At 68.6% G+C, this 24,933-nt stretch carries 22 protein-coding genes; 8 read left to right on the forward strand and 14 right to left on the reverse strand.

The window, feature by feature from the left end; genetic code table 11:
• Positions 1-1,182 (forward strand): glycosyltransferase (locus E1293_RS10760; protein ID WP_132196508.1); only part of this gene is annotated, 1,182 nt, incomplete at its 5' end.
• 336 nt (positions 1,183-1,518) lie between these two features.
• Here the strand turns inward: E1293_RS10760 and E1293_RS10765 are convergent.
• The 6 genes from E1293_RS10765 to E1293_RS10790 form a co-directional block, all read right to left on the reverse strand.
• Positions 1,519-1,917 (reverse strand): hypothetical protein, encoded by a 399-nt coding sequence (locus E1293_RS10765; RefSeq protein ID WP_132196510.1) that lies wholly within the window; start codon positions 1,915-1,917, stop codon positions 1,519-1,521.
• Positions 1,918-2,200: 283 nt separating this feature from the next.
• On the reverse strand, positions 2,201-4,255 hold the full coding sequence (locus E1293_RS10770) for a hypothetical protein (protein WP_132196512.1): 2,055 nt from the start codon (positions 4,253-4,255) through the stop codon (positions 2,201-2,203).
• A 403-nt stretch (positions 4,256-4,658) separates the two neighbouring features.
• On the reverse strand, positions 4,659-5,717 hold the full coding sequence (locus E1293_RS10775; protein WP_132196514.1) for a methyltransferase: 1,059 nt from the start codon (positions 5,715-5,717) through the stop codon (positions 4,659-4,661).
• A 15-nt stretch (positions 5,718-5,732) separates the two neighbouring features.
• Positions 5,733-6,671 (reverse strand): ABC transporter permease, encoded by a 939-nt coding sequence (locus tag E1293_RS10780; RefSeq protein WP_243716149.1) that lies wholly within the window; start codon positions 6,669-6,671, stop codon positions 5,733-5,735.
• Positions 6,668-7,453, reverse strand: a complete 786-nt coding sequence (locus tag E1293_RS10785) for an ABC transporter permease (protein WP_243716150.1) — start codon at positions 7,451-7,453, stop codon at positions 6,668-6,670. The genes E1293_RS10780 and E1293_RS10785 overlap by 4 nt, the downstream gene beginning before the upstream one ends.
• Positions 7,450-8,553, reverse strand: a complete 1,104-nt coding sequence (locus E1293_RS10790) for an ABC transporter substrate-binding protein (RefSeq protein WP_132196516.1) — start codon at positions 8,551-8,553, stop codon at positions 7,450-7,452. Before E1293_RS10790 ends, E1293_RS10785 begins: the two co-directional genes overlap by 4 nt.
• Positions 8,554-8,862: 309 nt before the next feature.
• Here E1293_RS10790 and E1293_RS10795 point away from each other — a divergent pair, with 309 nt between their 5' ends.
• Positions 8,863-9,627, forward strand: coding sequence for a glucose 1-dehydrogenase (locus tag E1293_RS10795; protein ID WP_132196518.1), 765 nt, complete (start codon positions 8,863-8,865; stop codon positions 9,625-9,627).
• Between the two features lie 96 nt (positions 9,628-9,723).
• Here the strand turns inward: E1293_RS10795 and E1293_RS10800 are convergent, their stop codons facing one another.
• Genes E1293_RS10800 through E1293_RS10820 form a run of 5 tightly spaced genes read right to left on the reverse strand, consistent with a single transcriptional unit; the run spans position 9,724 to position 14,855 of the window.
• Entirely contained in the window at positions 9,724-11,103 is a 1,380-nt protein-coding gene (locus E1293_RS10800; RefSeq protein ID WP_132196520.1) for a helix-turn-helix transcriptional regulator, read from the reverse strand.
• Positions 11,100-11,723 carry a GTP-binding protein gene (locus E1293_RS10805; protein WP_132196522.1) on the reverse strand — a complete coding sequence of 208 codons (624 nt, stop codon included), beginning with the start codon at positions 11,721-11,723 and terminating at the stop codon, positions 11,100-11,102. Before E1293_RS10805 ends, E1293_RS10800 begins: the two co-directional genes overlap by 4 nt.
• Positions 11,704-12,072 carry a DUF742 domain-containing protein gene (locus E1293_RS10810; protein ID WP_132196524.1) on the reverse strand — a complete coding sequence of 123 codons (369 nt, stop codon included), beginning with the start codon at positions 12,070-12,072 and terminating at the stop codon, positions 11,704-11,706. The genes E1293_RS10805 and E1293_RS10810 overlap by 20 nt, the downstream gene beginning before the upstream one ends.
• A 6-nt stretch (positions 12,073-12,078) precedes the next feature.
• Positions 12,079-12,495: a roadblock/LC7 domain-containing protein gene (locus tag E1293_RS10815; RefSeq protein WP_132196526.1), complete on the reverse strand. Its 417-nt coding sequence runs from the start codon at positions 12,493-12,495 to the stop codon at positions 12,079-12,081.
• Complete coding sequence (locus E1293_RS10820; protein WP_132196528.1) at positions 12,492-14,855, reverse strand: sensor histidine kinase; 2,364 nt, start codon at positions 14,853-14,855, stop codon at positions 12,492-12,494. Before E1293_RS10820 ends, E1293_RS10815 begins: the two co-directional genes overlap by 4 nt.
• A 227-nt stretch (positions 14,856-15,082) precedes the next feature.
• Between E1293_RS10820 and E1293_RS10825 the strand changes: the two genes are divergently transcribed.
• Entirely contained in the window at positions 15,083-15,487 is a 405-nt protein-coding gene (locus E1293_RS10825) for a roadblock/LC7 domain-containing protein (protein ID WP_424923617.1), read from the forward strand.
• A 56-nt stretch (positions 15,488-15,543) separates the two neighbouring features.
• Here the strand turns inward: E1293_RS10825 and E1293_RS10830 are convergent, their stop codons facing one another.
• From E1293_RS10830 to E1293_RS10840, 3 genes are all read right to left on the reverse strand, one after another.
• Positions 15,544-17,982, reverse strand: coding sequence for a phosphotransferase family protein (locus E1293_RS10830; protein ID WP_132196530.1), 2,439 nt, complete (start codon positions 17,980-17,982; stop codon positions 15,544-15,546).
• A gap of 528 nt (positions 17,983-18,510) precedes the next feature.
• Positions 18,511-20,148, reverse strand: a complete 1,638-nt coding sequence (locus tag E1293_RS10835) for a hypothetical protein (RefSeq protein WP_132196532.1) — start codon at positions 20,146-20,148, stop codon at positions 18,511-18,513.
• A gap of 42 nt (positions 20,149-20,190) precedes the next feature.
• Entirely contained in the window at positions 20,191-20,544 is a 354-nt protein-coding gene (locus E1293_RS10840; protein WP_243716152.1) for a DUF6507 family protein, read from the reverse strand.
• A gap of 268 nt (positions 20,545-20,812) precedes the next feature.
• Here E1293_RS10840 and E1293_RS10845 point away from each other — a divergent pair, with 268 nt between their 5' ends.
• The 5 genes from E1293_RS10845 to E1293_RS10865 are packed head-to-tail and all read left to right on the forward strand — an operon-like array spanning position 20,813 to position 24,928.
• Positions 20,813-21,172, forward strand: a complete 360-nt coding sequence (locus E1293_RS10845) for a hypothetical protein (RefSeq protein WP_132196536.1) — start codon at positions 20,813-20,815, stop codon at positions 21,170-21,172.
• Between the two features lie 24 nt (positions 21,173-21,196).
• Entirely contained in the window at positions 21,197-21,505 is a 309-nt protein-coding gene (locus E1293_RS10850; RefSeq protein WP_132196538.1) for a pore-forming ESAT-6 family protein, read from the forward strand.
• Between the two features lie 53 nt (positions 21,506-21,558).
• On the forward strand, positions 21,559-22,518 hold the full coding sequence (locus tag E1293_RS10855; RefSeq protein WP_132196540.1) for a TNT domain-containing protein: 960 nt from the start codon (positions 21,559-21,561) through the stop codon (positions 22,516-22,518).
• A gap of 36 nt (positions 22,519-22,554) precedes the next feature.
• Entirely contained in the window at positions 22,555-23,862 is a 1,308-nt protein-coding gene (gene eccD, locus E1293_RS10860; protein ID WP_243716151.1) for a type VII secretion integral membrane protein EccD, read from the forward strand.
• A gap of 13 nt (positions 23,863-23,875) precedes the next feature.
• Positions 23,876-24,928: a nucleotide-binding protein gene (locus E1293_RS10865; protein ID WP_132196544.1), complete on the forward strand. Its 1,053-nt coding sequence runs from the start codon at positions 23,876-23,878 to the stop codon at positions 24,926-24,928.
• Positions 24,929-24,933 lie beyond the last annotated feature (5 nt).

Genomic DNA, 24,933 nt, shown 5'->3' on the forward strand with positions numbered 1-24,933 from the left:
CCCTACACCGGCCTGGGGGCGCGGCTGCGTGAGGCTGGCCACGAGGTCGCCATCGCGGCGCACGAGCCGCTGGGCGGGCTGGTGGGTGAGCGGGGGCTGGAGTTCCGTGCGCTGCCGATGGATCTGCGGGACGAGTTGACGTCGGCGAAGGGCGGTCGTGCGCTGGGCACGTCCCCGCTGGCGACGGCGCGGTTCGCCCGGATGTACGCCGCGCACTGGTCCGACATGGCGGACGCGACCCTGGAGGCGGCCAAGGGCGCCGACCTGCTGCTGCTGTCGGCGATGGGCTGGCTCGGCATCCACGTGGCCGAGGGGCTGGGCATCCCCAGCATGGGCGTCTACCTTCAGCCGCTGGACCCGACTCGCGCTTTCCCGCCGGCGATGATCGGCACCCGCTCGCTCGGCGGCCCCGGCAACCGTGCCGCCGCCAAGGCGTTGCGCGTCGCGGGTCAGTTCCCGTTCCGCAAGGTGGTCAAGGACCTGCGCGAGCGGCTGGATCTGCCGCCGATCGGCCCGGCGGCGCTGTTCCGGCGTCTGGACCGGACGCACTGGCCCGTCCAGTACGGGTTCAGCCCGACGGTGGTGCCCCGGCCCGCCGACTGGCCGCGGAACCGGGACGTCGCCGGGTACTGGTGGCCCGAGCCGGTCGCCGGATGGCGGCCGCCCGGCGACCTGGTCGAGTTCGTCGAGTCGGGGCCGCCGCCGGTGTTCGTCGGGTTCGGCAGCATGAACGTCGGGGACGGGACGCGGCTGGGCGAGCGGGTCGCCGACGGGCTGCGGCGTGCCGGGGTGCGCGGGGTGGTCCAGGCCGGATGGGGGGACCTGGCCGCCGGCGCGGGCGAGGACATCCTGCCGGTCGGGGACGTCCCGCACGAGTGGCTGTTCCCGCGTATGGCGGCGGTCGTCCACCACGGCGGCGCCGGGACGACGGCGGCGGGGCTGCGCGCGGGGGTCCCGACGATCACCGTGCCGGTGGCCGCCGACCAGCCGTTCTGGGCGTCCAGGGTGACCGCGCTCGGCGCCGGACCCAAGCCGATCCCCTTGCGCCGCCTCAGCGCCGACATCCTCGCCGCGGCGATCGGCGAGACCGCCGCCCATCGCGAACGCGCCCGCGAGATCGCGGGCCGCATCGCCGGAGAGGACGGCGCCGCCCCCGTACTCGAAGCCATCGCCCGCCTCTGACCTCGGTGCTGGGTCCGCGGACTCCACCGAACGGAATCGGGTGCTTGAGCACGCGAACCGTATGGCGACCCCGTGGTTCGGTGTCAATTCCGAGTACTACGAGGGCCTCTGCACGGAGGGCGCTCCGCGGCATCCGGATCCATCTGGACGACCTGGACCCTAGCCGCCCCGCGAGGCAGGACCTTCGCGTTCGGAGTCGTCACCAGCCGGGTGCACGGACCGGTGCCGCCGAGGAACGGGGTGAGCTGCCCCTCGTCCCACACGTCATCGATCACCAGCAGGGTCGGCCGCCGGCCGGCGAGAACCTGCCCGAGCTGCGGCCCGGCCCGCTCGGGGTCACTGGTCGGCACCGGGACACCGACGAGCCTGGCGGTCAGCGTCCCGATCAGCTCGGGCGAGATCGACCCCGCGCTGATCTCGCCCGACCGTCGTCCGCACCACCCCGCCCCGGTACCGGCGCCGCACATCCGGATGCCGGGCCACCTCACGGGCGAGCATGGTCTTCCCGAAACCGCCCGCTCCCTGCAGGCCCGTGGTGAACGCCACGGTCGTCCCGCGCCCCACCCGCAGAAGCTCGGCCACCGCGAGGGCGAGCTCCCTGCGCGGCACCCACCCAGCGTCCTGCGCTGGGACGTCAAAGGGCGCCGCATGACGCCGCTCGCCTCCGCCGGCGACGAACTCGGTGGCCAGTCCCAGCACCACCAGCGGCGGTGCGAGCGTGTGCCAGATCCTCATGCTGACGCCCGGAACGCGTGCGTGATCTGGCCATCTCATCGCGGAGGCCGCCGGTCGAGGACGGCGATCCCAACCGGGTCTGTCGCACGCGAGCGACCTCGCGAATCGATAGGGCCCCATCCGGCTCTCGTCAGGGCGCGTGGGGGATCTTGGCGGCCTGACCTGCTGCGGGGGCGATGGGCACTGCCGCAGGACGCGCTTCCGGTGGGCCCGTGGCGGCACGAAGGAGCGCCGACGGGCCAGGAGGCGCACAGAACATGGGGCATTTCGGCCACCAGCTCTATTACTCATGCCAATAGCGGTCTATGAAGCTGCCCACCTCCAATGCGAATCGACGCGGATGTTCGTTGAGTCTGTATTCAGAGAACGCCTCCGCGACCGCTTCATCAAGCGACTCCTCGCCATATTGCGACGATTTTGACCGAATCAATGACCGCCAGGAGGCGTGATTCTCGAACGGGACCACTCTTCCCATTTCCCGCATCAGGAAGACGGCCACATATGTACCTTCGCTATCCAAGTCCACATAGAAGGGAACATGCGGATAGAGCGTCTCATTCAAAAGTTGCGCAAACTTGGACGCAATTGTCGGATCATTCATTATTTCCTGCAAGAATTGATGTCCAAGTTCGTGATTAAAGGTAGCTTCAACCATACCTCCGGAAGTGCGGACGTTCCAACCGGAAAGCTCCATTTCAAGGCCGAAGTCCCAAGACTTGATTCGATCGATATATGCCTGGGCGGAAAAGAATATTCCTCGATGCTCTCCGGGCGGCATACTCATGGCCAGACCGCCTCCCTCCAGTAGGGGAAAATTCTTCGAGAAATTCAGTGATCGAATGAAGCTCAATTTCGGCCAAATGCTGGGATATTCGGCGACCAGCGGCCTGAGGGCACGATTGATCTCGCGAACGACCCCTGGGTCAATCGGATAGGTGGTGAGGTCGATGACCGGCGCATCGCTGCCGAACCGGGCCAGGATCGTACGGGTCTCAAGGTCGGCGTCCATCAACTGTGCGATGCGCCAGCCGGGCCAATCCGAAAGGCTCTGCCTCCCGATCTCGGCGTCCCTGAGTCCGGATCCTCCCGCGCCAAATGGCTCGATGGCAGGCGCGCTCCTGGCAGTTTCCGGCAGGGCACCGGTGGTCCCGAGCTGGGCGGGATCGTCCAGCCCGGCCTGGTGGTCCAGCATCGTTCCCTTGTCGGGGATGTGGATGTCCGGGAATACGAAACGCGGAGCCGGTCCCGGCGGCAGCAGCGCCCCCGCTTCAAAAATCTCCGGGGACAACGTCCGTAGATCCTTCAAACCCTTGCTGAGCCTGGATACTCCCATCGCACCGCCTGCCAGCAGCGTCCCGACGTTCACTATCCCGCTGGCAATCACATAACCGGGCCGGTCGTCCCACTCCTGCCACGGGACCAGCGCGTTCGCGATCTGCTTTGAGAAGTTCTTGCCGTTGTGCCATCGCTCCCCCCAACTCAGATCCGTCCGGCGATGGCCGTTCTCGTCGATCTCCCCTGCGAACCCTCTCTCCAACCTGCCGATATCATGAAGCATCCTCGACCAGTTGCCTGACACCCGGTCCCACCACTGGCCGCCGGTCCCCGCACTTCCCCAGCTTTCCTCATCGCCGTAGACATGCGCCCCGATCAAATCGCCCCCGAAAGTGACGGCCATGAGGGCGAAATCGTGGCCGAAGTCCCCGACGTCCTGATACCAGGGCTTGTCATGCTCCTGCGGCGCGCCCCACGGCGTCTTGACGTCCTTGGGCGGCTCGCCCCATCCGTACGCCCGGTCCCCAGGACGCTTCAAGACCGCATCCAGCGGAACGAAATGCGTGCCGCCGAACAGTGCGGTGATCTTGTTCGCGCAGACCCGCTCGGCTTCCTGGTACTGCGTCAGCGCCGCCAGCGCCCCATCGTTCAGCCGGTTGTTCTCCACAACCCAATCACCGTTGTCGCGCCAATCGCCGAAATCCCCATCCCAGTCACCGTCGACCTTTGCACGGAAATCACGTGCCGCCGCCCGCATGCCATGCAACCGCGACACGATCGGGCGAACCTCGTCTATGAAAGCCAGTAGCGCGCCCCCCACGGCCGCCAACTCGTCCTCGATCGCCCGGCCATGCGCCGCCACCGGTCCGGTCGCCCGCAACAGCACCGCGGACTCCGGTGCCTTGTAGGACCCCGCCAGCGCCTGCCACGCCGCGTCCACGTCATGCCCCAGCCGCCCGACACCGCGGCCGTCCTTCTTCAACGCCGCAGCCACGACCTCCAGATCACCCAGCCGAACGGGCGGGGCCGGCATCGCCTCCGGATCGACCAACCCCTCGGACACCACACCACCCCCACCGGCAGTTCACCGCGCGACACGCGTACGGTCCGCATGACGCCGCAGATCACCGACCATCTTGATCAGCCCGTCGTCCACCCCCGCAACGAGCGGCACGAGGACCCCGGCGGCCATCCGACACCGCATGCGTGCTGCGCAACCGGCCATTCCGTGGCACCTCCGCCGACCCGCGGCCACCAGTGCCGCCCGCACCTGGATCAACCGGCTCGCGCGTCATCGCCTCAACCGTCCGGCGACGCCCTCGCTCGTCGACCTCTCGCCAGTGGCCCCCGCCCGTACTCCGCGCCGGCCGACCAGGTGGCCGCACTGGCACCCGGGCTTCGGCTCGCTTCGGGGAAGGCGGTCTCGGCATGCGCGGCTGCCGCCGGCGGCCGGGGCCGCTCGACCGTCACTGCGTCGCCACGGCTTCGATCATGCTCAGTGGTGTCGGATGCAGGGCCTCCACACGGGTCACGCGCAGGCCGGCCTCATCTAGGAGCGCCGTGTATTCGTCCTGGTCGCGCTCCCGCCCGCCGCTGAAGACCGCCATCATGCGTATGTCCAGGTCGAACCCGAAATGGGGACGGCACTCCCCGGGAAGCAGTACATCGAGTGCCAGGAGCCGGCTGTCGGGGCGCATGGCCGCGCGTACTTGACGCAGAACCCGTACGGCGTCCTCACGGCCATGGTTGTGGACGATGTTCGCCAGCAGATACAGATCGGAGCCCTCGGGCACCGAGTCGAAGTAGTCTCCCGCGACGAAACGGCATCGGTCCGTCAGGCCCCGGTCCGCAAGGAACTGCTCGGCCCTCTGCGCGACCTCTTTGAGGTCGAGGACGGTGCCCTGCACCTCGGGGTAAGCGTCCATAAGAGTGGACAGCACGAGGCCGACCCCGCCTCCGACGTCCGTGACCGTCCGGATGCCGCTGAACTCGTACTGCCTTGTCAAGGCGGCCGCGGCGTCCTTGGAGCGCGACACCATGAAGGCGTCGAAATCGTGCCCGGCCTCCGGGTTGTGCTCCAGGTATCCGTACATCGAGCCGTACCGTTCGGCGAAGGGGGACACACCCGTGCGGACCGCTTCGGTCACCCCGGTCATGGCGTTCCATGATCCTGGCTCTCCTGCCGAGAGGACCGCCCACCGCATGGAACCGGGGATGTCGGAGTACAGCGTGGCCCCTTGCCCGGTCAGCGCGTAGGCGTCGCCGACGGCTTCGAGGAAGCCCATGGCGGCCAATGCGCGCAGCAGGCGGGTGAGCTGGTCCTGCCGGGCCCCGCAGCTCGTCGCGAGTTCCGCGGGCGTGCGGGGGCCTTCGTTCAGCCGTCCGGCCAGGTCGAGCCGGGCCATGGTGTACAGCGCACTGAACCGGTAGACGCCCTGGACCATCTTCCACACGGCCGCCCGGGAGTCACCGCTCGCGACCATCAGTGGCGGCTGGGACGAGATGCTCGCGTCCGGTAGAGCCATATCTCTTTCTCCTGTTCATGACGGGGGTCGGCGGTTGTGACGGCGTGCGGCCCGGTGGTTCCGCTGCGTCCGGCCGTGTGGGGCGAGGACGCGGCGTTCCACGGCTAGCAGAGCGGTGTTGAGCGCGAGCCCAAGCAGGCCCAGGACGACGATCCCGGCCCACATGGCGGGGATGTCGTAGGTGCGCTGGGGCTCCAGCAGCAGGGTGTAGCCGATCCCGTTGGTGGCGCCGCCCATGAGTTCGGAGACGACCATGAGGATCAGCGACAACGACAGGCTCAGCCGCAGGCCGGCGAAGATCTTGGGCAGGGCGGCGGGCAGGATGACGCCGGTCAGCCGCTGGAGCGCGGTCAGGCGGAACACCCGTGCGGTGTCCGCCTGCTCCGGCAGCACCGAGCGGGCGCCTTCGATCGCGGCCAGCAGGACGGGCCAGACCACCCCGAAGACGATCGTGGCGACCTGCATCTGGCTGCCGATGTTGAGCAGCGCGAGCCAGACCGGCAGCATCGCCGGGGGCGGCACGGCGCGGGCGAAATGGATGGCCGGTTCCAGGCAGTCGGCGAGGAATCGAAGGCGCCCGAGGAGGATGCCGACCGCGACACCGCAGGCGGCGGCCAGCAGCCAGGCGCCCAGCAGCCTGGCCAGGCTCGGCGGGATGTTGTCGATCGCCTGGTCGGTGAGCCAGGCCCGGGTGGGCGGTCCCGAGAACCACAGCTGCCGGAGCCTCCCGGCGATCTGCGAGGGCGGGGGGAAGTAGGTGTCGCCGATCAGACGTGCGACCAGTTCCCAGCCGATGACCGCGGCGATGATCGGCACCAGTCTCTCGGCCCCGGCCCGCAGGACGCCCTGGACGCGCCCCTTCTCCCGGCGGCCGCTCGGGTGAGCGCCCGTGCGGTGGTCCGCGCGCCCTGCCGGGAAGTGTTCTCCCATCGGCGTGCCGGCATGGTCCGTCATTCGGCGCCGGCCCCCTCATGCCATCGGAACAGCCGCCGCTCGACACGGGTCAGCAGGCCGTCGACGACGACGCTGAGGCCCCCCATCCAGACGATCGTCGCCAGCACGACATCCGTCTGGCCGAAACCGCTGTTGAGGGAGATGAGCCAGGTGCCGATCCCGCTGCCCCCGCCTGCGAACAGCTCGGCGCTGATCGCCACGATCAGGCCGATGCCGGCCGCCACATGGATGCCGGTGGCGATGAAGGGCGCCGCGCTGGGCAGGGCGACCCGCAAGATGATCGCCACGCGGCCGAAGCCGTAGGCGCGCAGGGTGTCGGTGGCGAGAGGATCGACGTCGTGCAGGCCGTACATGGTGTGGACCAGGACGGGCCAGCCGGACGCGAAGGCGATGACCACCACGGTCATGCGGGTGTCGTCACCGACGATCAGCAAAGCGAGCGGGATCAGGGCCACCGCGGGGATCGGCCGCAGGAACTCCAGGACCGGACGGCTCGCGGCCTCCAGCCGGGGCAGGCTGCCCAGGGCCAGGCCCACCGGGACCGCCAGGGCGGCGGCGATGAACACCCCGGCTGCCCACATGCCCAGCGTGACCCCGGCCGCGCGCAGGAAGGCGAGATCGCCCGCCAGTTCCGCGGCCCGGACGAGCACCGTGGATGTCAGGGGGAGGACGGACCGGTCCACCAGCCCGGTCCGTCCAGCGGTCTCGGCGGCCGCCAGGAGCACGGCGATGCCCACCGCGCCGGACACCCAGCGGCGGGCCCCGCGATGTCCGCCGATCACTTCGCGATCGGCGGCGACACGATCATCGGCTTGACGTTCACCTTTTTCTTCACGAAGCCGTACTGCAACATCAGGTCGGCCACTCGCTGCAGCCGGATCGGGTTGAGCGTGGTGGGGTAGGCGCCCAACGTGATCAGCTGTGCGGTGTCGGGCGGGAGGCCCTTGACGTAGGTGGGAAGGATCTTGGCGACGGCCCCGCGGTCGCCGGCCGCCACTCGCTGCGCCTTGCCGATGGCCCGCTGGAACGCCGCCACGGTCTTGGGGTACTTCTGCGCGTAGTCGTCCAGGACACCCCAGCCCGCCATGGGGAAGTCGCTGGTCGGGCCGCCGGGCTCGGCGGTGTCCAGCAGGGTGCGCGCGCCCATGGACTTCTGCATCGCACTGATGAACGGGTCCGGCGTCCAGACGGCGTCCACCTGCTTTTTCTCCAGGGCCGCCGGCATCTGCGGGAAGGGCATCTCGACGTACGTCACGGAATCCGGTTCGACCCCGTAGGTGTCAAGTGTCGCGGTGATCATCAACTGCCCGACCGAATGCAGTGACGGAATCGCGATCTTCTTTCCCTGCAGCCCCTTGGGGTCCTTGATGGACGACTTCGGGTTCACCAGCACGACGAAGGCACCCTTGCCGGCCTGGTAGGAGTCGGCGATGAGGTGCCAGTGCGCCGCCCCCTGGTCATCGGCGGCGAACGAGGCTACATAATTGTCCAAGGAGATGTCCAGCGCACCCGAGCGCAGCTTGGGCACCGCAAAGGAACTGGACTGCAAGATCTCAGTCTTCACGGTCAGGCCCTCGGCACGAAAAAAGCCCTTCTTTATCGCCATGAACAGCGGCGCGGCATCTGGAATCGGAAGTACGCCGACCGAGATATGATCCTTCTCCAGGCCGTTCGCATTCGGTTCGGACGACGAGCCGCAGCCGGCGACCGCAAGAAATAGCAGGCTGACCAGCCCGGCACCGAGTGAGCGTACTGCCGGACGAACCCGCGCCGAACCCGTGGGGAACGGTGAACGCCACCGGCGAGCTGCTACCGCCTGGTCTCGTTCGGACCCCCGCTGACGATCAGGCGGGAAGGCCGCGAGGCGGCTCTTGGATTTCATGACGGAGATCTCATCGGAACACGCGACCAGAAATCAACAGGCATTTACTATGCATGAACTAGGCATGGACAAGGCATCTTGGACGCCCACTAGGCATCGGCTCGCAACCGGGCCCCGGCCCGGATTTCACAGAAGTGCCCTCCGACCAGGTGCCCACGCCCTGGGCGAGCATGCGGAGAGATTCCCGGCAAAACTGCACGGAGGGCATCGCGCACCAAAAACCAGAAACGGTGGAAATATGGATCGACCGGACGCCACAATGTGAACCTGATGAGGTGACCGTCCGTTCAGAATCAGAAGGAGTCGACAGTGAGCGAAGTGTTCGCGGGCAGGTCCGCGCTGATCACCGGCGCCGCGCAGGGCATCGGCGCCGCGACGGCGCGCATGTTCGCGGCGCGCGGGGCACGGGTGGTGGTCGCCGACATCAACGAGGACGGCGGCAAGCAGACCGTCGAGGCGATCCAGCGCGACGGCGGCGAAGCGGTCTTCGTCCGCGCCGACCTCACCTCCGCAACCGACGCCGAAGCGGCGGTGCGGGCCGCCGTCGACGCCTACGGCCGCCTCGACTGCGCCGTCAACAACGCCGGCATCGAGGAACAGGGCTCGGCGCTGCACGAGATCACCGAGGAGTCCTGGGACAGGCTGGTCGCGGTGAACCTCAAGGGCGTCTGGCTGTCCATGAAGTACGAGATCCGGCAGATGCTCGCCCAAGGCGGCGGCACGATCGCCAACATGGCCTCCGTCGCCGGACTGGTCGGCCTCCCGCTGGGCATCTCCGACTACTCCGCGACCAAGGGCGGCGTGGTCGCCATGACCCGCACCGCCGCCATCGAGTACGTCAAACAGGGCATCCGGATCAACGCCGTCTGCCCCGGCGTCGTCCGCACCGCCCTCCTCGACCAGGCCATCCAGGGCGGCATGTTCACCGAGGAGCAAGCGGCCGCACTGCACCCCACCGGCGTCCTGCTGGACCCCGACGACGTCGCCGAAACCTTCTCCTTCCTGTGCTCCGACGCGTCCCGCCACATCACCGGCCAGTCGATCGCCGTCGACTGCGGCATGTCCGCCGGCTGACGAACCTCTCCGCCGCGCTTCGGCACGGGACCGATTCCGCGTCCCGTGCCGGACCGCGTACACGATCCCGCCCAGCGGACGCTTTCCGCAGGACGCTCAGCGCCAGTACTGGCCGATGTGCGCCTGCAATGCCTGGGCGGCGGCGCGGTCGCGGTCGCGGTCCGGGACGCACCGGTACACGCGGCGGGCCAGGCCGGCGAGAGTGACGGTGCGGTGCTCGGGCGGTAGTCCGGCAAACGCGGCGGTCGCGGCGTCCAAGCCCTGGTGGGTCTGCCCGGAACGGATGAGAACCATGCTCGTCTTGAGTTCGACCTCGGCGCGTTCACGTATGGAGACCGGTTCCAGATGATCGAGCTCGGCCCGTAGTTCGCCTCTGAGGTCGGTGCGGACGGTGCCGTCGCCGAGGGCCGCCAAGACGGCGGTGCGGGTGGATCGCAGCCGCTGCGCCGGCCACCCCCAGACGGCCTGCTCCTCGCCGCGCACGTCCTCGGGAAGCCGTTCGAACAGGTCGTCCAGAGCGGCGAGCTCGGTGAGGGCCAGCCGTGTCAGCGCGGGACTGCCGGAGGTGGCCAGGGACAGGGCACGCGCCGCCCCGGCATCGGCCGATCCGGCACAGGGCACCCCCCCGGCCAGTTCCCGCGCCTGGTCGGCGACCCGCAGCGCGAGTGAAGTCAACCCGATCGCCTGGGCGGCCATCGCCTGTCGTCCGCAGACCCATGCCCGCAGGACCGGGTCGCCGCCCGCCCGCGCGATCCGCCGGGCGGTGCGCCACCAGCGGGACGCCGCGGCGAGTTCGCCGACCTCGGTCAGCGCCATCGCCATCAGTGCGGAGAGCTGCGCGCTCACTCGTAGAAGGGCGACGTGGTCGGCCGACCCTTCCGCGGCGATGTCAAGGTCCGGGCCACACGCGTCGATGGCCTTGCCCAGGTCGACGATGTCCGTGCCGATGTCCCGAATGAACGCTTGGGGCGGACCGATGCGCACAGAGCAGGCGTACTCATAGGCCGTCAGTCTCCAGTCCTCGACGAGATCGACGGTGTCGGCGGCACGCACCGCTCGATCGAGGCTGACGCGCAGCGTCTCGACCGGATCGACCGAGATCGGAGTGCCGGTCGATCCGGCCCCCGGCGCCTGAAGCGCCGTCGGCGGCTCAGCGGGAAGGCCCGCCGTGTGGAAGAGGGCGGACCTGTGCGCACTGTAGCCGCCCGCCGCATCGGCATCGCCGGATGGGAGCCGTGCGAAGGCGACCGGGGCGCTCGGGCCGTGGCCCGCCGAGGGATCGAGGAGCCGGTCGAGTTCGGCCAGGCTGATGGTCAGCGCGGCGGCCAGCCGGGGACGGTGCCGGTCGGTGATCTCAGTGGCGCCCCGCTCCCACCGGCTGACCGTCGTCTTGTCCACACCGATCTCCTCGGCGAGAGACACCTGGGTGTGGCTGGCGCGTTTACGCGCGACGGCCAGCCGACGTCTGGGCGTCATCGGCTTCGCTGGGGTATGGCCCTGGCGAGGACGTACTCGACCATGGTGATCAGCACCTGCTTGGCCGACTCCCGGCTGCGCACGTCGCACAGCAGCAGCGGCACGTTCTCGTCCAGGTCCAGCGCGATCCGCACGTCCCCGGGATCCTTGCGCTCGGCGCCGTCGAAGCAGTTCACCGCTACGAGGAACGGGGTGCGGCGGTCCTCGAAGTAGTCGACGGCGCCGAAGCAGTCGGCGAGCCGGCGCACGTCGGCGAGTACCACCGCCCCGATGGCGCCCACCACGAGTTCGTCCCACATGAACCAGAACCGCTGCTGGCCCGGCGTGCCGAACAGGTACAGCACCAGGTCGTCCGGCAGCGTGATCCGGCCGAAGTCCATCGCCACGGTGGTGCTGGTCTTGCCGTCCACACCGGTGGTGTCATCGACGCCCACACTCCGGTCGGTGAGGAGTTCCTCGGTGCGCAGGGGGCGGATCTCGCTGATCGAGCCCACCATGGTCGTCTTGCCGACCCCGAACCCGCCCGCGATGAGGATCTTCGCGGCGGTCAGCTGGCGGCCGTCTCCGACGGCCTGCGCGCCCGGCTCGTGGACGGCGGTGTCAGAGTGCACGTAGTCCATTCAGCAGCTTCCTTAGTACGAGCTCGTCCGGGACGTCGCCGGCGGGGGTCGGCTTCAGCACCCTGAGCATGTTCTCGTCGCGCAGGTCGTCGATCAGGACTCGCACGACGCCGACGGGCAGATTGATCTCGGACGCCAGATCGGCGAAGGTGATCGGCCGCAGGCAGATCGCCAGCAGCCTCCGGTGCTCGGGGTCCAAGCGCACCCGCCGGGGCACCGGCACGCCGGTCGATTCCAACATGGAGATCAGATCGAGCCTGTCGTCGCGGAGCTCGGTCCGCCCCCGCGTGACCGTGTAGGGGCGGGCGACCGGTCCCGCGTCCCTGTCGAGCCATCGGTCAGTGCTCACCCGGACTCACCTCACGCCCGACCCCGACAGCCGGGGAGCGGACGGCGGTCGCTCGGCGAGGCGTTCGGCGACTTCGGTCATCTCGTACACGATCGCGCCCGCGTCCGCGTCCGCGGCGCTCAGCACGGCGAGGCACAGGTGCTCACCGGCCGGGACCATGAACACCAGCATCGAGTCCATCTCGATGACGCTCTGCATGAGCTCGCCGCCGGCGAGCCGCCGGCACGCCCCGCGGGCGAGGCCCTGCACGCCCGCCACCAGTGCGGACAGATGTTCGGAGTCCTCCCGGCCGAAACCCGAGGTGCAGGCCACGACCAGCCCGTCACTCGACAGGACGACCGCGTCGCCCACCAGCCCCGCACGGCCGGCCATGCCGTCGAGAAGCCGGCGTACTTCCCTATCCGTGATCGGTGGTTCCGTCATCGTTCACCTCTGCCGTCGTTCCATCCCGCGGGTGGCGTCGGCGTGAGCGGCTCGGCCCGCCCGCGCCGCCATCCGCTCTGCATCGATGCCATGACCGAACGGGCCCGCTCCGGCGAACGCGCGTTCCGCCCCTCGGACGGGGCCCCCTCGGACGGGGGCTGCGGGGCGGCGTCGCGCAGCTGCGGGGCCAGGTTGGCACGGCGGACGCGGCGCGGCATTCCCGCGTGCGTGCCCCCGGTCGTGGACGCCGCCGCCGCCGACGGTAGATGTGCGACGGGCGGCTCGGGTGGCGGTCGCGTGCCGGTCACCTCATGCACGGCGAGGGGTTCAGTGCCGCCGCGGTGCCGTCCAACGGAATCCACCGCATGCTTCTGCACGTCGCCGCCGATGGTGTCCGGAGGTTCGGAGCCGGCCGCCGGAGCGGTGTCGGCGGGAGCGTTCGCCGATTCGGGTTCGTCCGCACGGCCGATCCGGTCCGCCGGCACGACGATCGAGTGCGGCAGGAGCACGATGGTCTTGATGCCGCCGTAGGAGTTCTGCTCCAGCACCACCTTGATCCCGTGCCGGTACGCGAGGCTGCCGACGACGAACAGTCCGAGCTGGTCACCGTTGGACAGGTCGAACTCCGGCTCGCGGCCGAGTTGCTCGTTGACGGCCGCGAGCTTGACCGGGCCCATGCCCAGGCCGCGGTCCTGGATCTCCACCACGAAGCCCTGGCCCACCAGCCCGGCGTCGACCTCGACCGGTGTGTTCGGCGGCGACATGGCGGCGGCGTTCTCGATCAGCTCGGCCAGCAGGTGGATCACGTCGGCGACGGCCGAGCCGATGATCCCCTCTTCCGCCGTGCTCACCACCTCGGCGCGGGCGTAGTCCTCGATCTCGCCGATCGCGCCGCGCAGCACGTCCAGGATGCCGACCGGATGGCGCCAGCCGCGGCCGGGGGCGGCACCGGACAGGATGATCAGGCCCTCGGCATGCCGCCGCATGCGGGTGGTGAGGTGGTCGATGGCGAACAGGTCGGCCAGGGCCTCCGGGTCGGACGCCTTGCTCTCCAGGGTGTCCAGCATCGACAACTGGCGGTGCAGCAGCGACTGGTTACGCCGGGCCAGGTTCTGGAACACCCCGTTGACCGCCATGCGGAGCTCGGCCTGGCCGACGGCGGCCTCGACGGCGGTGCGCTGCACGGAAGAGAAAGCGGCCGCGACGTTGGACACCTCGGCCGTCCTGCCGACCGCGAGTGGCGGCGCCTCCGTGGCGACATCGACCTCGTCGCCGCGGCGCAGCCGGCTCACCACGCTTGGCAGCCGCTGGTCGGCCAGATCGCGTGCCGCACCCTGGAGGCCGAGCAGGTCACGGCTGATGCGGCGGCCGAACCGTAGCATCAGGAACGCGGTCAGGGCGACGGCGACCAGGCCGATGACGCCGATGAGGGCGAGGCGCAGCAGAGTCGCGTCGGAGGTCTTCTTGGCGTCGCCGGCCAGCACCACCCGGGACTTCCCGAGCCCGCCGTCCAGCTCCTTGATGAAGCCCCCCACGTCGCCCTGCCACGCGGTCGGTGTGAGGTGCAGCCGGGCCCCGGGGCGGGTCGCCAGGATGCCGTCCTCCACCGCGGTGAAGTTGTCCGCCGCGTCCGAGGCCAGCGCTTCCTTGAAGGGCGCGCCGTTGGCCCGGGTGAACTCGGAGATGCTGGAGGTCTCCAGGTAGCGCCGTTCGAACACGACCTTGGTGACCGCGGTGTGCTCGGCGGAGGTCATCCGGCCCCCCGCGACGATCACGCCGCCGACCAGCGCGGCCTCGCGTCCGGCCAGCTCGATGGCGCGCGACATACCCGTCAGGTGGTACGCCTGCTGATCGCCGTTGTCGGCCACGAGCAGGTAGATGAACCCGAAATGGGTGTCGATGATGTCGTTGTAGGCGTTGAACGCCGCGAGTTTGCTCATGGAGCCGGAGTCGACCTGGCCCCGGAGGGCGCCGATGCCGTTGAGCTTGGCTATCAGTGTCGAGAGCCGCTGCTTCATCGGGCCGGTCAGGGTGCCCTGGAACTTGTCGGAGCGCGCGGCACTGTTCATCTGGACGATCGTGCCGTCCATCTTCTGGCGGAGTGCGTCCATCGAGGTGCGCGGCAGCCGTCCGCCACCGCTCAGCCAGACCACCGACTCCTGCCGCTCCTGCGCCAGGGTGACCAGCATCGGCTGCACGGCGTTGCCGTAGATCTTGTTGGCGGTATCGATGTTGCGCTGGTGTATGGCATCGGACGCGGTGCTCTGCGCGGCGAAGAACCACAGCGTGACCAGCGAGATCATCGGGATGATGAGCTGGCCGTAGAGCGAGAACCGGATCGAGCGACGGCGTGGGCGCATCACCGGACGACACTGCCGCGGCAGTTGGGGATCTGGGGGATGCGATCATCCATGGGTCGACTCCTCATCGGGCTCGGTGATGCACCGCGCGGGCGGAACTCGTGGCAGCGTGGCCACGGATCTATCGTCCGGAGTTCCGTGGATCCCGCATGGGCGCCGATGGAACCATGTGCGGCGATCCGGCAACTCCGGACTGTCCACCCCTGTCCAAGAAGAGGAGGATTCACGTGACGCCACTGCAGGGCGAATCGACCGACCGGCTGGACTGGCTGATCGACGGGCTCGTCGAACGCGTACCCGAGGTGACCAGAGCGGTGGTGCAGTCGGCGGACGGGCTCCTGATGGGGGCCTCCACCGGCCTGAGCCGGGAAGACGCGGAGTACCTGTCCGCGCTGGCCGCCGGCTTGCAGAGCCTCGCGCAAGGAGCGCGAAGCCAGTTCGACGCGGGCGAGGTGCACCAGACGATCATCGAGATGAGCAACGCGTTCCTGTTCGTCACCGCGGCAGGAGAGGGCGCCTCACTGACCGTGCTCAGCGGCGCAGACGCCGACCCGGCACACATCAGCTACGAGATGACCATCCTCGTCAAGCAGGTCGGCGAACACATCTCCTCCCGCCCCCGAAGAGACTGAGCCGTCCCTGGCCGCCCGGACCGGGAGGAATCCGGGTCGGCCGCCATGCCGGAGTGTCAGAACGCTCGGATGGCGTCGGCCACGTCGGCGACGGAGCGCGGCTCACCCCAGGCCCGGTCTTGCCGGGCCCAGATGCGACCGGCGATGTTGAGCGTTCTGGTGAGGTCGGCGACCAGCTTGTGCTTTTCGCCGATCGTTAGATCATTCCTCCTGACGGCCCGTACGGCGCGGATGGTGTCATTGATCGCCGAACGCACTTGCTCGTGTTCTCGATAAGTCCGCAGGTCCGTCTCCCATCCGCGGGTCAGTTCGGGCGGCATTTTATTAAGCCAGCCCCGCAGTACGGCTTCTTGGTCCGCTTTAACATAATGCATCAGATGAAAATGGCGCGCCAGCTCATAGACCGGATCGCCCACCAATGCCAACTCCCAGTCGAGGACGATCAGGCGGTTATCTGGAGCTATTATTATGTTCTTGCGATGCAGATCATTGTGGAGCAGCCGGAACGGCCGGGGCTTAAGTTGCTCGACGCGATCACGGATCAACCGCAATGGGTCCCATGGAATCAAACGACCAAACTCGTGACCATATGTGCCATGGGCCGCTATGGACAAGCCCTCCGTTTGCAGTATCTGAGTGTCAGCAAAAGTTACCGTGCTGCCCTCAAGCTGCCACTCGCCCACTGGCAAATCCTGCCACGGCACGTCGGCCAGTGCCACGAAAAAGTTGGGAATTTCGGAGATTAGGAATCTCGGCACCGGAACATTCGGGGGTGCTATTTCGTGAAGCAGACTCCCCTCTACGAATTCATGTACCGCCCAATCCTCTCCATTATGGACCAGGCGGGGAACTCTGCCATCGAGATAGGGAACGACAAGGGACAAGACTTCGCTCTCACGAAACATGCGCAGGTCAAGCAGGTCCGCATTCGCGATGGGGCTCCGCACCATAAGCTTCCCGAACCGCAGAAGGTGGTTGTAGTTTCCCTGGAAACCGGGAGACTCAATGGCCATCGAGCGCATCTGGTTCGCGACACCCGGATTCCGCTCCAGCAGAACCCTCGCGATATCCAGATCGTCCGATCTATCGACGATCTGCAAGAAGCTGTCCAGCGTGACTCCCGCAGCCCCACTCGCAGGCTCGCCACCGGCGGCATGGCTGGATCCGTCGTGATCGTCTGGCAGTCGGTCGTCCGGCGCGTGCTGACCGGGAATGTGCGGTGATGGCTGGGTGTCTCCCAGGGTGGGCACGGTGACGCTGCCCGGTCGGGCCGGGGTCGCGGTGTCGCGTAGCGCCTCGGAAAGGTCGCGGAGGTTGACGCCGTCGAAGGTGCCCGTAGTCGCGGTGTTAAGGTCGCCAAGCCCGGCCGGGCGGTCCAGTTTGATCTCCAGGCCCTTGCCGACGGGCAGACCGAACTCGGGTCCGGCACCGGCGAGCAAGCCGGCCGGTCCCTGGTCAGCCGCGCCGGTGTAGCCGGCACGGAACTCCTTCCCGAGTTTATAGGCCCCGTAAGCCGCACCCGGCCCCAGCAGAGTCCCGAGGTTCAGAACACCATTGGTGATCACATAGCCGGGCCGGTCACCCCACTCCTGCCACGGAACCATCGATCGCGCTAGGTGCCCCCAGCCGCCGGAGACGTTCTTCCACCATTGGCCCGCGCTCATATCGCCGTACCAGGTGCCGTCCTGGCCACGCCGCCCCGACAGCGAACCCCCCAGGTCGCCCAGCCCCACCAGCATCCGGGAATAGTTGCCCTTGATATTACTCCACCACTGGCCCACGCTCATGTCATAGGACCAGCCGTCCTCACCGTGCCGCCCGGTCAGATCACCGAAAAAGGTGCCGACGACCCCAGCGAAGTGCAGGCCGCCGTCCCCGACGTCCTCGTACCACGGTTTGTCGCGCTCCTGCGGCGTCGCCCACGGAGTCTCCACACCGGTCGGTGCCTTCCCCATCCCATACCCTTCCGCCCCACGTGGAACAAACGGAGCGGACGGGATGAAGTTAGTACCACCGAAAATAGCGGTGATCTTGTTCGCGCAGACCCGCTCAGCCTCCTGATACTGCGCGAGCGCCACCACCGCATCATTGTTCAGTTCGTTGTTCCTCTCAACCTTGTCACCATCATCACGCCAATCACCGAAATCCCCGTCCCCATCCCCATCGACCTCCATCCTGAAATCACGCGCCGCCACCCGCAACCCATGCAACCGCGCCACGACCGGACGCACCTCCTCCACAAAAACAGCCAGCGCATCACCAACAATGCCCAGCTCATCACCCAGCGCCCGCCCATGCACCGCCACCGGCCTGCTCGCCCGGAACAACTCCGCAGCCTCGGGCGCCTCATAAAACCCCGCCAACCCCTGCCACGCCGCATCCACGTCATGCCCCAACCCCGCGACACGACCACCATCCCGCTTCAACGCCGCAGCAACCACCTCCACATCACCCAGATGAACACCAGGAACAGGCATCTTCTCCGGATCGATCAACCCACCCGACACCGAACTCCCCTAACCCGCTCACCGTCCGGGGAAAGGAAGCGTTCACGCTTGTCCTCCATCGTCAGGAGGACGACACGGATACGTCTTTCACACCAATGTCGGTGACATTGAGAAACGCCGCCGCCGTCTCCTCCGCTCATTCGCGCTCCCGAGCCAGCAGGGCGGCATCGCCGCTGTTCGGTCACCACGGCCCTGCGAACGCGACTTCCTCGCCGGACCTCAGCCACGGCATGAGAATTGAGAGCCCGCGATACGGAGGTTCCGGCCACGGCCGCATCGCCTCCATGCGGCCGGTCAGCCGCGCAGGAATTCAAGGACTGCCTCCTCACCAGAGCGCCCGCCCGTAATACCTCGGCCAGGAGTGCATGCTCGTGCTCGGGCGCCAATTCCAGCAGCGTTTCGAAGACGAGGTAGGCAGCGAACTCCTCGGTGGCTTCCTCATCACGTGCGAGCCAGAACCGCATTTGGTGCAAGAGCGCGTTCACCAGCCCGCGCCACGGCGGCGCCCCCGTCATATCATCGCCTCCTCATCCTTCTGATCATGTCGTCGGAAATGGCTACGCCTGCTGCCCGCAGTCTTTCGATGGTCCGCGTCATGTCTTCGACATTGGGTTTGTAATGCCCGCTGAAGTCATTGATCATTTCGAGTCTGCCATTGACCGCTGTGAGCTCGCCGGCCGCGGTGACCGGGCCACCGGCCAGGAAGCTGGAATGGTGAAAACCGCCGGGTGCGAAGGTCCTCGACGCGTAGATGTTACCGAGCCTATCCATGACAAAAAGGGCCTTGCTCCGCCAACTGGACTCGGTGGTGTCGTAAAGGCGACCGCCGGTATCACGGAGAAGCCCCTCGTCGTCCACCCAGATCCGGTAGCCCTCGCGCCGAAAGGCATCGAGGTATCTGACGACTCTGGAACCGTCCCAAATCTCATTGCCGGGGAGGTCCTCGCCGACAAACCTCGGACTCATAGGCGTGGTCGGATAGGCTGGACCAGTGGTCCTGGGGGACGGAACCCCGGCGGCCTGCTCGGACACGTGTCCACCCGGGGGACGGTCGGCGGCGAGGCCGACGGTACCGTCCGGTGGGGTTTCGTGAGGCCTGCCAACGTTGATGTGGCCGAGAGTCTGCGAGTGTGCGGTGTTGAGGTCAGCCGGGCGGTCCAGTTTGCCTCCCAACCCTTTACCCGGGAACAGGTCGAACCCGCCCGGAGCAGTGCGCTTGAATCTGCTCAGAGACTTCCCGGCGAAAAGCAACGCCAAGCCGCTCAGCCCACCGTGGGTGATCACATAACCGGGACGGTCATCCCACTCCCGCCAAGGGACGATGGAGTGCGCCAGTTCCACCCAGCCATCCCGCGTTCCAAGTGAGCGCTCCAGATTGCCGAGCCCCACGAGCATCCGGGGATAGTTGCCCTTGATGTTGCCCCACCAGCTGCCCTCGGTGCCCCACGCGTTCAGCCAGCCATCCTGGCCGTGCAGCCCCACCAGGTCCCCGAAAATGTCGGCGGCGCCCTCGCCGAACTCGGCGAAGCCATCCCACACGTCCTCGTACCACGGCTTGTCGCGCTCCTGCGGCGTCGCCCACGGAGTCTCCACATCCTGCGGCACCTCCCCCAGCCCATACTTTTCACGCCCACGCGGAATGAACGGGCCGGACGGGACAAAGCGGGTACCACCGAAAATGGCGGTGATCTTGTTCGCGCAGGCCCGCTCAGCCTCCTGATACTGCGCAAGAGCCACCAGCGCATCATTGCTCAGCTTGTTGTTCCTATCAACCTTGTCACCATCATCACGCCAATCACCGAAATCCCCGTCCCCATCCCCGTCGACCTCCATCCGAAAATCGCGCGCCGCCACCCGCAAACCATGCAACCGCGCCACGACCGGACGAACCTCATCCACAAAAACAGCCAGCGCATCACCAACAATGCCCAGCTCATCACCCAGCGCCCGCCCATGCGCCACCACCGGCCTGCTCGCCCGGAACAACTCCGCAGCCTCGGGCGCCTCATTAACCCCCGCCAACCCCTGCCACGCCGCATCCACGTCATGCCCCAACCCCGCGACACGACCCCCATCCCGCTTCAACGCCGCAGCAACCACCTCCACATCACCCAGATGAACACCAGGAACAGGCATCTTCTCCGGATCGATCAACCCACCAGACACCACACCACCCCAACACCCAGCGGCACCCAGCTACCGATCACCCAGCCGCGGAATCCGCGGAACACCCACACCCGCCGCTTTCTCCTGCGCCTCGGCCGCCATTTCCAGATCACCATCGATATACGCCTTGACCGCTTCGTATGTGCCGCTCACACAACGGCCGGTAGTGGAGACCATGCCGTTCAGTTGGGGCTCGGCATACTTGGCGTACTCCCCGAGCGCCGTCGCGATCGGCTCGCTCATCGCCGCGGTCCCCGCCTCACCCACGTGTTTGAAAACGTCACCGACCACCTTCTCCAGCCCGTCATCCGGGTCCTCCACCAGACCGAGGACCTTGATCAGAATCGAGCCGACACCCCTCGGCTCTATGTCCCATCCCGACATCAGCGCCACCCTTCCCCAACCTCACGGCGTGCGCCCCAGCGGCCGCCCACCCGTCCGGTCGGCCGTGACCGAACGCGCGCCGCGTCCGACGACTGCAACATCAACCACTGACCGTCCGGACGCGCCCGCGCTCATCCACACCCCGCACAAACTTCCTCGGGTCCTTCTCGGATCGATCGGTGGCGGCTCGTGTGGCCGGCTGGACTGTCATGGCAGGACTTCTGTTCAACATCGGCCTGCGTGCCGATCCGACGGCAGGTGAACCGCTATGGGGAGATGGGGACCGGGCTCGGGGCAGGGCTGGGATCAGGGCACGGAAACGCTGTTCACCCTGGCCCGGCACACCGGGAACCGCGGCGACGAGCTCGCCGCGCTCATCAAGCTGCTGATCACGGCGGCCGAGCCGCTGTCCGGCAGGTTCAACGGAAGCGGGAAGGCCGCGTTCGACAGGTTCAAGGCCCACTCGGACGAGATCACCGCCGACCTGAAAGGCGGCTTGAACCGGGTGGGCACCGGCCAGCTCGGGATGGAGCAGGCGTTCGCCGGCGGCGACCACGAGATGGCCGATGAGGCGACTCGCAGCATGTCTGCGGCCCACTTCGATCAGGCGAAGTTCCGCACCGGCTGACCATCTTCAGAAAGGACATGTCACGTGGGAGACGGATTCGACCGGCGCAGCTACGACACCGGCAGCTCGGGCGAGGCCCAGGTCAACATCCATCTGATCCTGACGCGACTGGAGACACTGATCGGTGGGCGGGACGCCGATGTCAAGGCCGCCCTCGCGGACTGGGAGGCCACCGGGGTCTCGGATGAGTACCAGGGCAAGGAGGCCAAGTGGCTCGCCGCGGCACACGAGACCCGGGAGATCATCCGCCTGGTGAAGCGAACGCTTGAGAAGAACGACGAGACGGCGGGCATGACCTTGGCGAGGGCACGCGCAGCCGTCCAGGAGATCTGACCGGACGTCCCGTGAAGCACGACTGAGCAGAGCTGAAGGAGAAGGGGGCGGCGGTGGTCCGTGACTACGACGCCCAGCTGCTGGAGTCGGTCGTCGTACGCCGGAGGCGGTTGCGTGACGCGCTGCTGTTCGGCCCGCAGCGCACCCGCCGCAAGTTCACCGAGGGCACCATGAAGATCGTCGCCGGTCTGTGCGTTGCCGCGGTGGTGTGTGCGGGCCTGGTCGGCGTGTCCTTCCTGCGTTCGATGCTGTCGGAGCAGAAGCGGCAGAAGGACACCCAGACGCAGGCCGCCGTCCCCTTGGAGGAGCCGACGGCGGTGCCCGCGGGCTGGGTCGGCGCCAGGGTCACGTTCCCAATGCTGCGGAAGGCGCTCGACCAGGCGGAGATCCCCCACAGCCTCTATGTTCTGCCGGGCCGGTCCCGCCCTCATGCGGTCTCCAGCTACTACGTCATCGTCAAAGGCGCGGATCGGTACTCCGGCGGCGTGGTCGAGTTCGAGCAGGGCCGGATCAGTGCCGAGTTCCCCTCCGAGGACGAGGCGTGCCGATGGCTGTACGGCGAGCTCATCGTTCCGGAACACCCCCCGCGCAGCCTTGACGCCCGCGCCGAGCAGGACGCGATCGGCCGGGGCAAGACGCTGGCGGCGGATGCGCGACGCAAGGTCGCCCAGGACGGCAGCGCGTCCGTGACCTACTCACTGCCGGAGGGCACCTTGGTCGACGCGTTCGGGCAGGAGAGCGGGTCGGTGCTGTTCCCGTTCGGGCTGCCGTTCGGGTCGCGCGGGTTGCCCGCCCAGACGCGTGCGGCCTCTGCCTATCACCGCTATCGCGTCGTCAAGCCGTTCGCCGTGCGGGCGTCGGTGTCGGCGCCCGCAGGACGCAGCCCCGGCGGCGACGTGCGCTTCACGGTCAACGCAGGACTGTTTCAACGACCGCCCGCGCTGCCCACGGTCCGCTGGCTGCGACGCGTCGGCTACCTGGAACCCGTCGCCGGCACGTCGGTGCCCCGGTGACTCGCATAGAGAGGCCCCATGTCCGCGTGGAGCAAGGTGACCGTAGTCGGTGAGACGCGCCGGGTCGACATGGTGCTGCCGGCGCACGCGCCGCTCGGCGTGATGATGCCCGACGTCCTGGAACTGCTCGGCGACCCGGTGCTGAGCCCGCCGCGGCTGCGCCACCTGGTCACGTCCACGGGCGAGGTGCTGGACCCCGCGGCCAGCCTGGCCGACCGGCGGGTCCCGGACGGCGCGGTGCTGCGGCTGCTGCACGCCGACGAGCCGCTGCCCGCACCGGTGGTGCATGAGATGCCCGAGGTGGTCGGGGACGCGACGGCCGGTCGCCCGTGGTCGTGGAACCCGGCCGCGGCCCGCTGGACGGCGACCGCCGCGTTCACCGCGCTGCTGTTCGCCGCGAGCCTGGTCGCGCGGGCCGTGCTGCCCGCCGGGGCCGGCCACTGGGTCCTGTCCGCCGCCGCATTGCCGGCCCTCCTGGGTGGTGTGGTCGCGAGCGGTGGCCGGCGCGAACCTCTGGGCATCGCGATCACCTTCGGCGGCGGGGCGATCGCCATGCCGGCCGTGTGGGCCGCCGCCGATGCCTGGGGCTGGCCGGTGTGGGTGCGATGGGGCGGGGTCGTTCTGGTCGCCGCCGTGCTGCTCGCGCTGCTCGGTCTCACCTCGCCGCTCGGCCGCGGCGGTCTCATCGGCGGCGGGACGATGGCGGTGTTCGGCGCCACGGCCGCAGTGTGCGGCACGCTCGGCCTGGACACGCCGCGGACCGCCGCCGTCCTCACACTGGGCTGCGTCGTCCTGCTCAGCACGGTCCTCCGGCTGGCGCTCTCGCTGTCCGGCCTGGCCTCCCTGGACGACCGGCGGAGTGCGGGGGACCCTGTGCTGCGCGGCGACGTCATGCGGGCGCTGGACGGCGCGCATCGCAGCATGAGCATCGCCATCGGCTCCATCGCGGTGGCGGCGGCCGTCGCCGGGCTCGGCGCGCTCAGCCGGTTCGACGGTTACACGGCCGCGCTGGCGGGGCTGCTGGCGCTGGTCGTGGCCGGCCGGGCACGGGTGTTCCCCCTGGTGGCGGAGAAGGTCGCGCTGCTGGCCGCCGCCGTCACCGTCGTCATCGGCCTCGCCGTCCGCTGCGCCGGCGAGTTCGCCTGGGGGGCGGCTCCCGCGCTGGGCCTGCTGGGGGCGGCCTTGGTCGTCCCCGCCGTGGTGCTGGCCGGGGAGCGGCCCGAGCATGTGCGGGCTCGGCTGCGGCAGGCGATGAACAGGGTGGAGACGGTGGCCCTGGTGGCGATCATTCCGGTGGTGCTCGGCACCTTCGGCACGTTCGAGCGCCTGCTCGGCACCTTCTGAAGGAGCGGGAGCATTGGATCACGACTGGATCGAAGAGAGCACCTCATCGGAGCGGACGGTGCTCGATCCGCCCGGCCGCCCGAGGCCTTCCATTCCGCTGCGGGAGCCGGACGGCCTCGTCCTGAAGGACGTGCACGGCGAATCGCTGCTGCGGCGGCTCGGCCGCGGCATGGCGCGGCCGTTCCGGGCGGCGGGCGACGTGCAGGCGCTCGCCGAGAGCGGGCGCTGGGTTCAGCAACCGGTCAACACGGGGCTGCGGATCGCGGTGACCGGCGTCCAGGGCGGGGCCGGCAAGAGCACCGTCGCGGCGCTCCTAGCGGCCACGTTCGCCCGTTACCGGCAGGACCGGGTGCTCGCCCTCGATCTTGATCCCGAGTTCGGGTCGCTGCCGCTCAGGCTCGGCGTCTCAAGCGGCCGGTCCCTGGCCGACCTGCGGCGGGCGGGGCTCGGGACTGCTCCGTTCGAGGAGATCAAGCCCTATCTGGCGCAGCCGGGCGAGCGGCTGTGGGCGATGCCGGGCTCGCCGGGCTGGAGGGGCGAAGCGGACCACGGCGCGGCAGCCGTCTACCGCTCCGCGGGACTGCCGCTCAGCCGGTTCTTCGGCGTGACGGTCATCGACTGCGGCGGGGGCCCGCGGACGGACCTGCACCGCGCGGTCCTCGCGAGCGCGCACGCCCAGGTGCTCGTCACACCCGGCACGGCGATGGGCGCCGCCGGCGTGAGCCGCGCCTTTACCCGGCTGCGCGCAGGCGACCTGCGCGAACTGGTGCAACGCACCCTCGTCGTGTTCACCGTGCAGACACCGCAGGGTGGTCTTTCGATGGACCTCGCCACGGCCCGCGAGAGCCTGCGCAAGGTCGGGTCGGATGCGGTCGTGCTCGGTTTCGACCGGCATCTCGCCGTCGGCACGACCGTGGATTCCGCGCGCCTCGGCCATCCGGCCCGTGTCACCGCCGTCGAGGCCGCGGCCGGCGCGATCCGCCGCGCCCTGCCATCGCGTTCGTCTCCGCTGGAGGGAGAGGGCCGGCGTCTCGGGCCCGACACCGGAGGACGCGGAAAACCTTGAGCGTG

The organism is Actinomadura darangshiensis (assembly GCF_004349235.1).
GTDB classification, from domain to species: Bacteria; Actinomycetota; Actinomycetes; order Streptosporangiales; family Streptosporangiaceae; genus Spirillospora; species Spirillospora darangshiensis.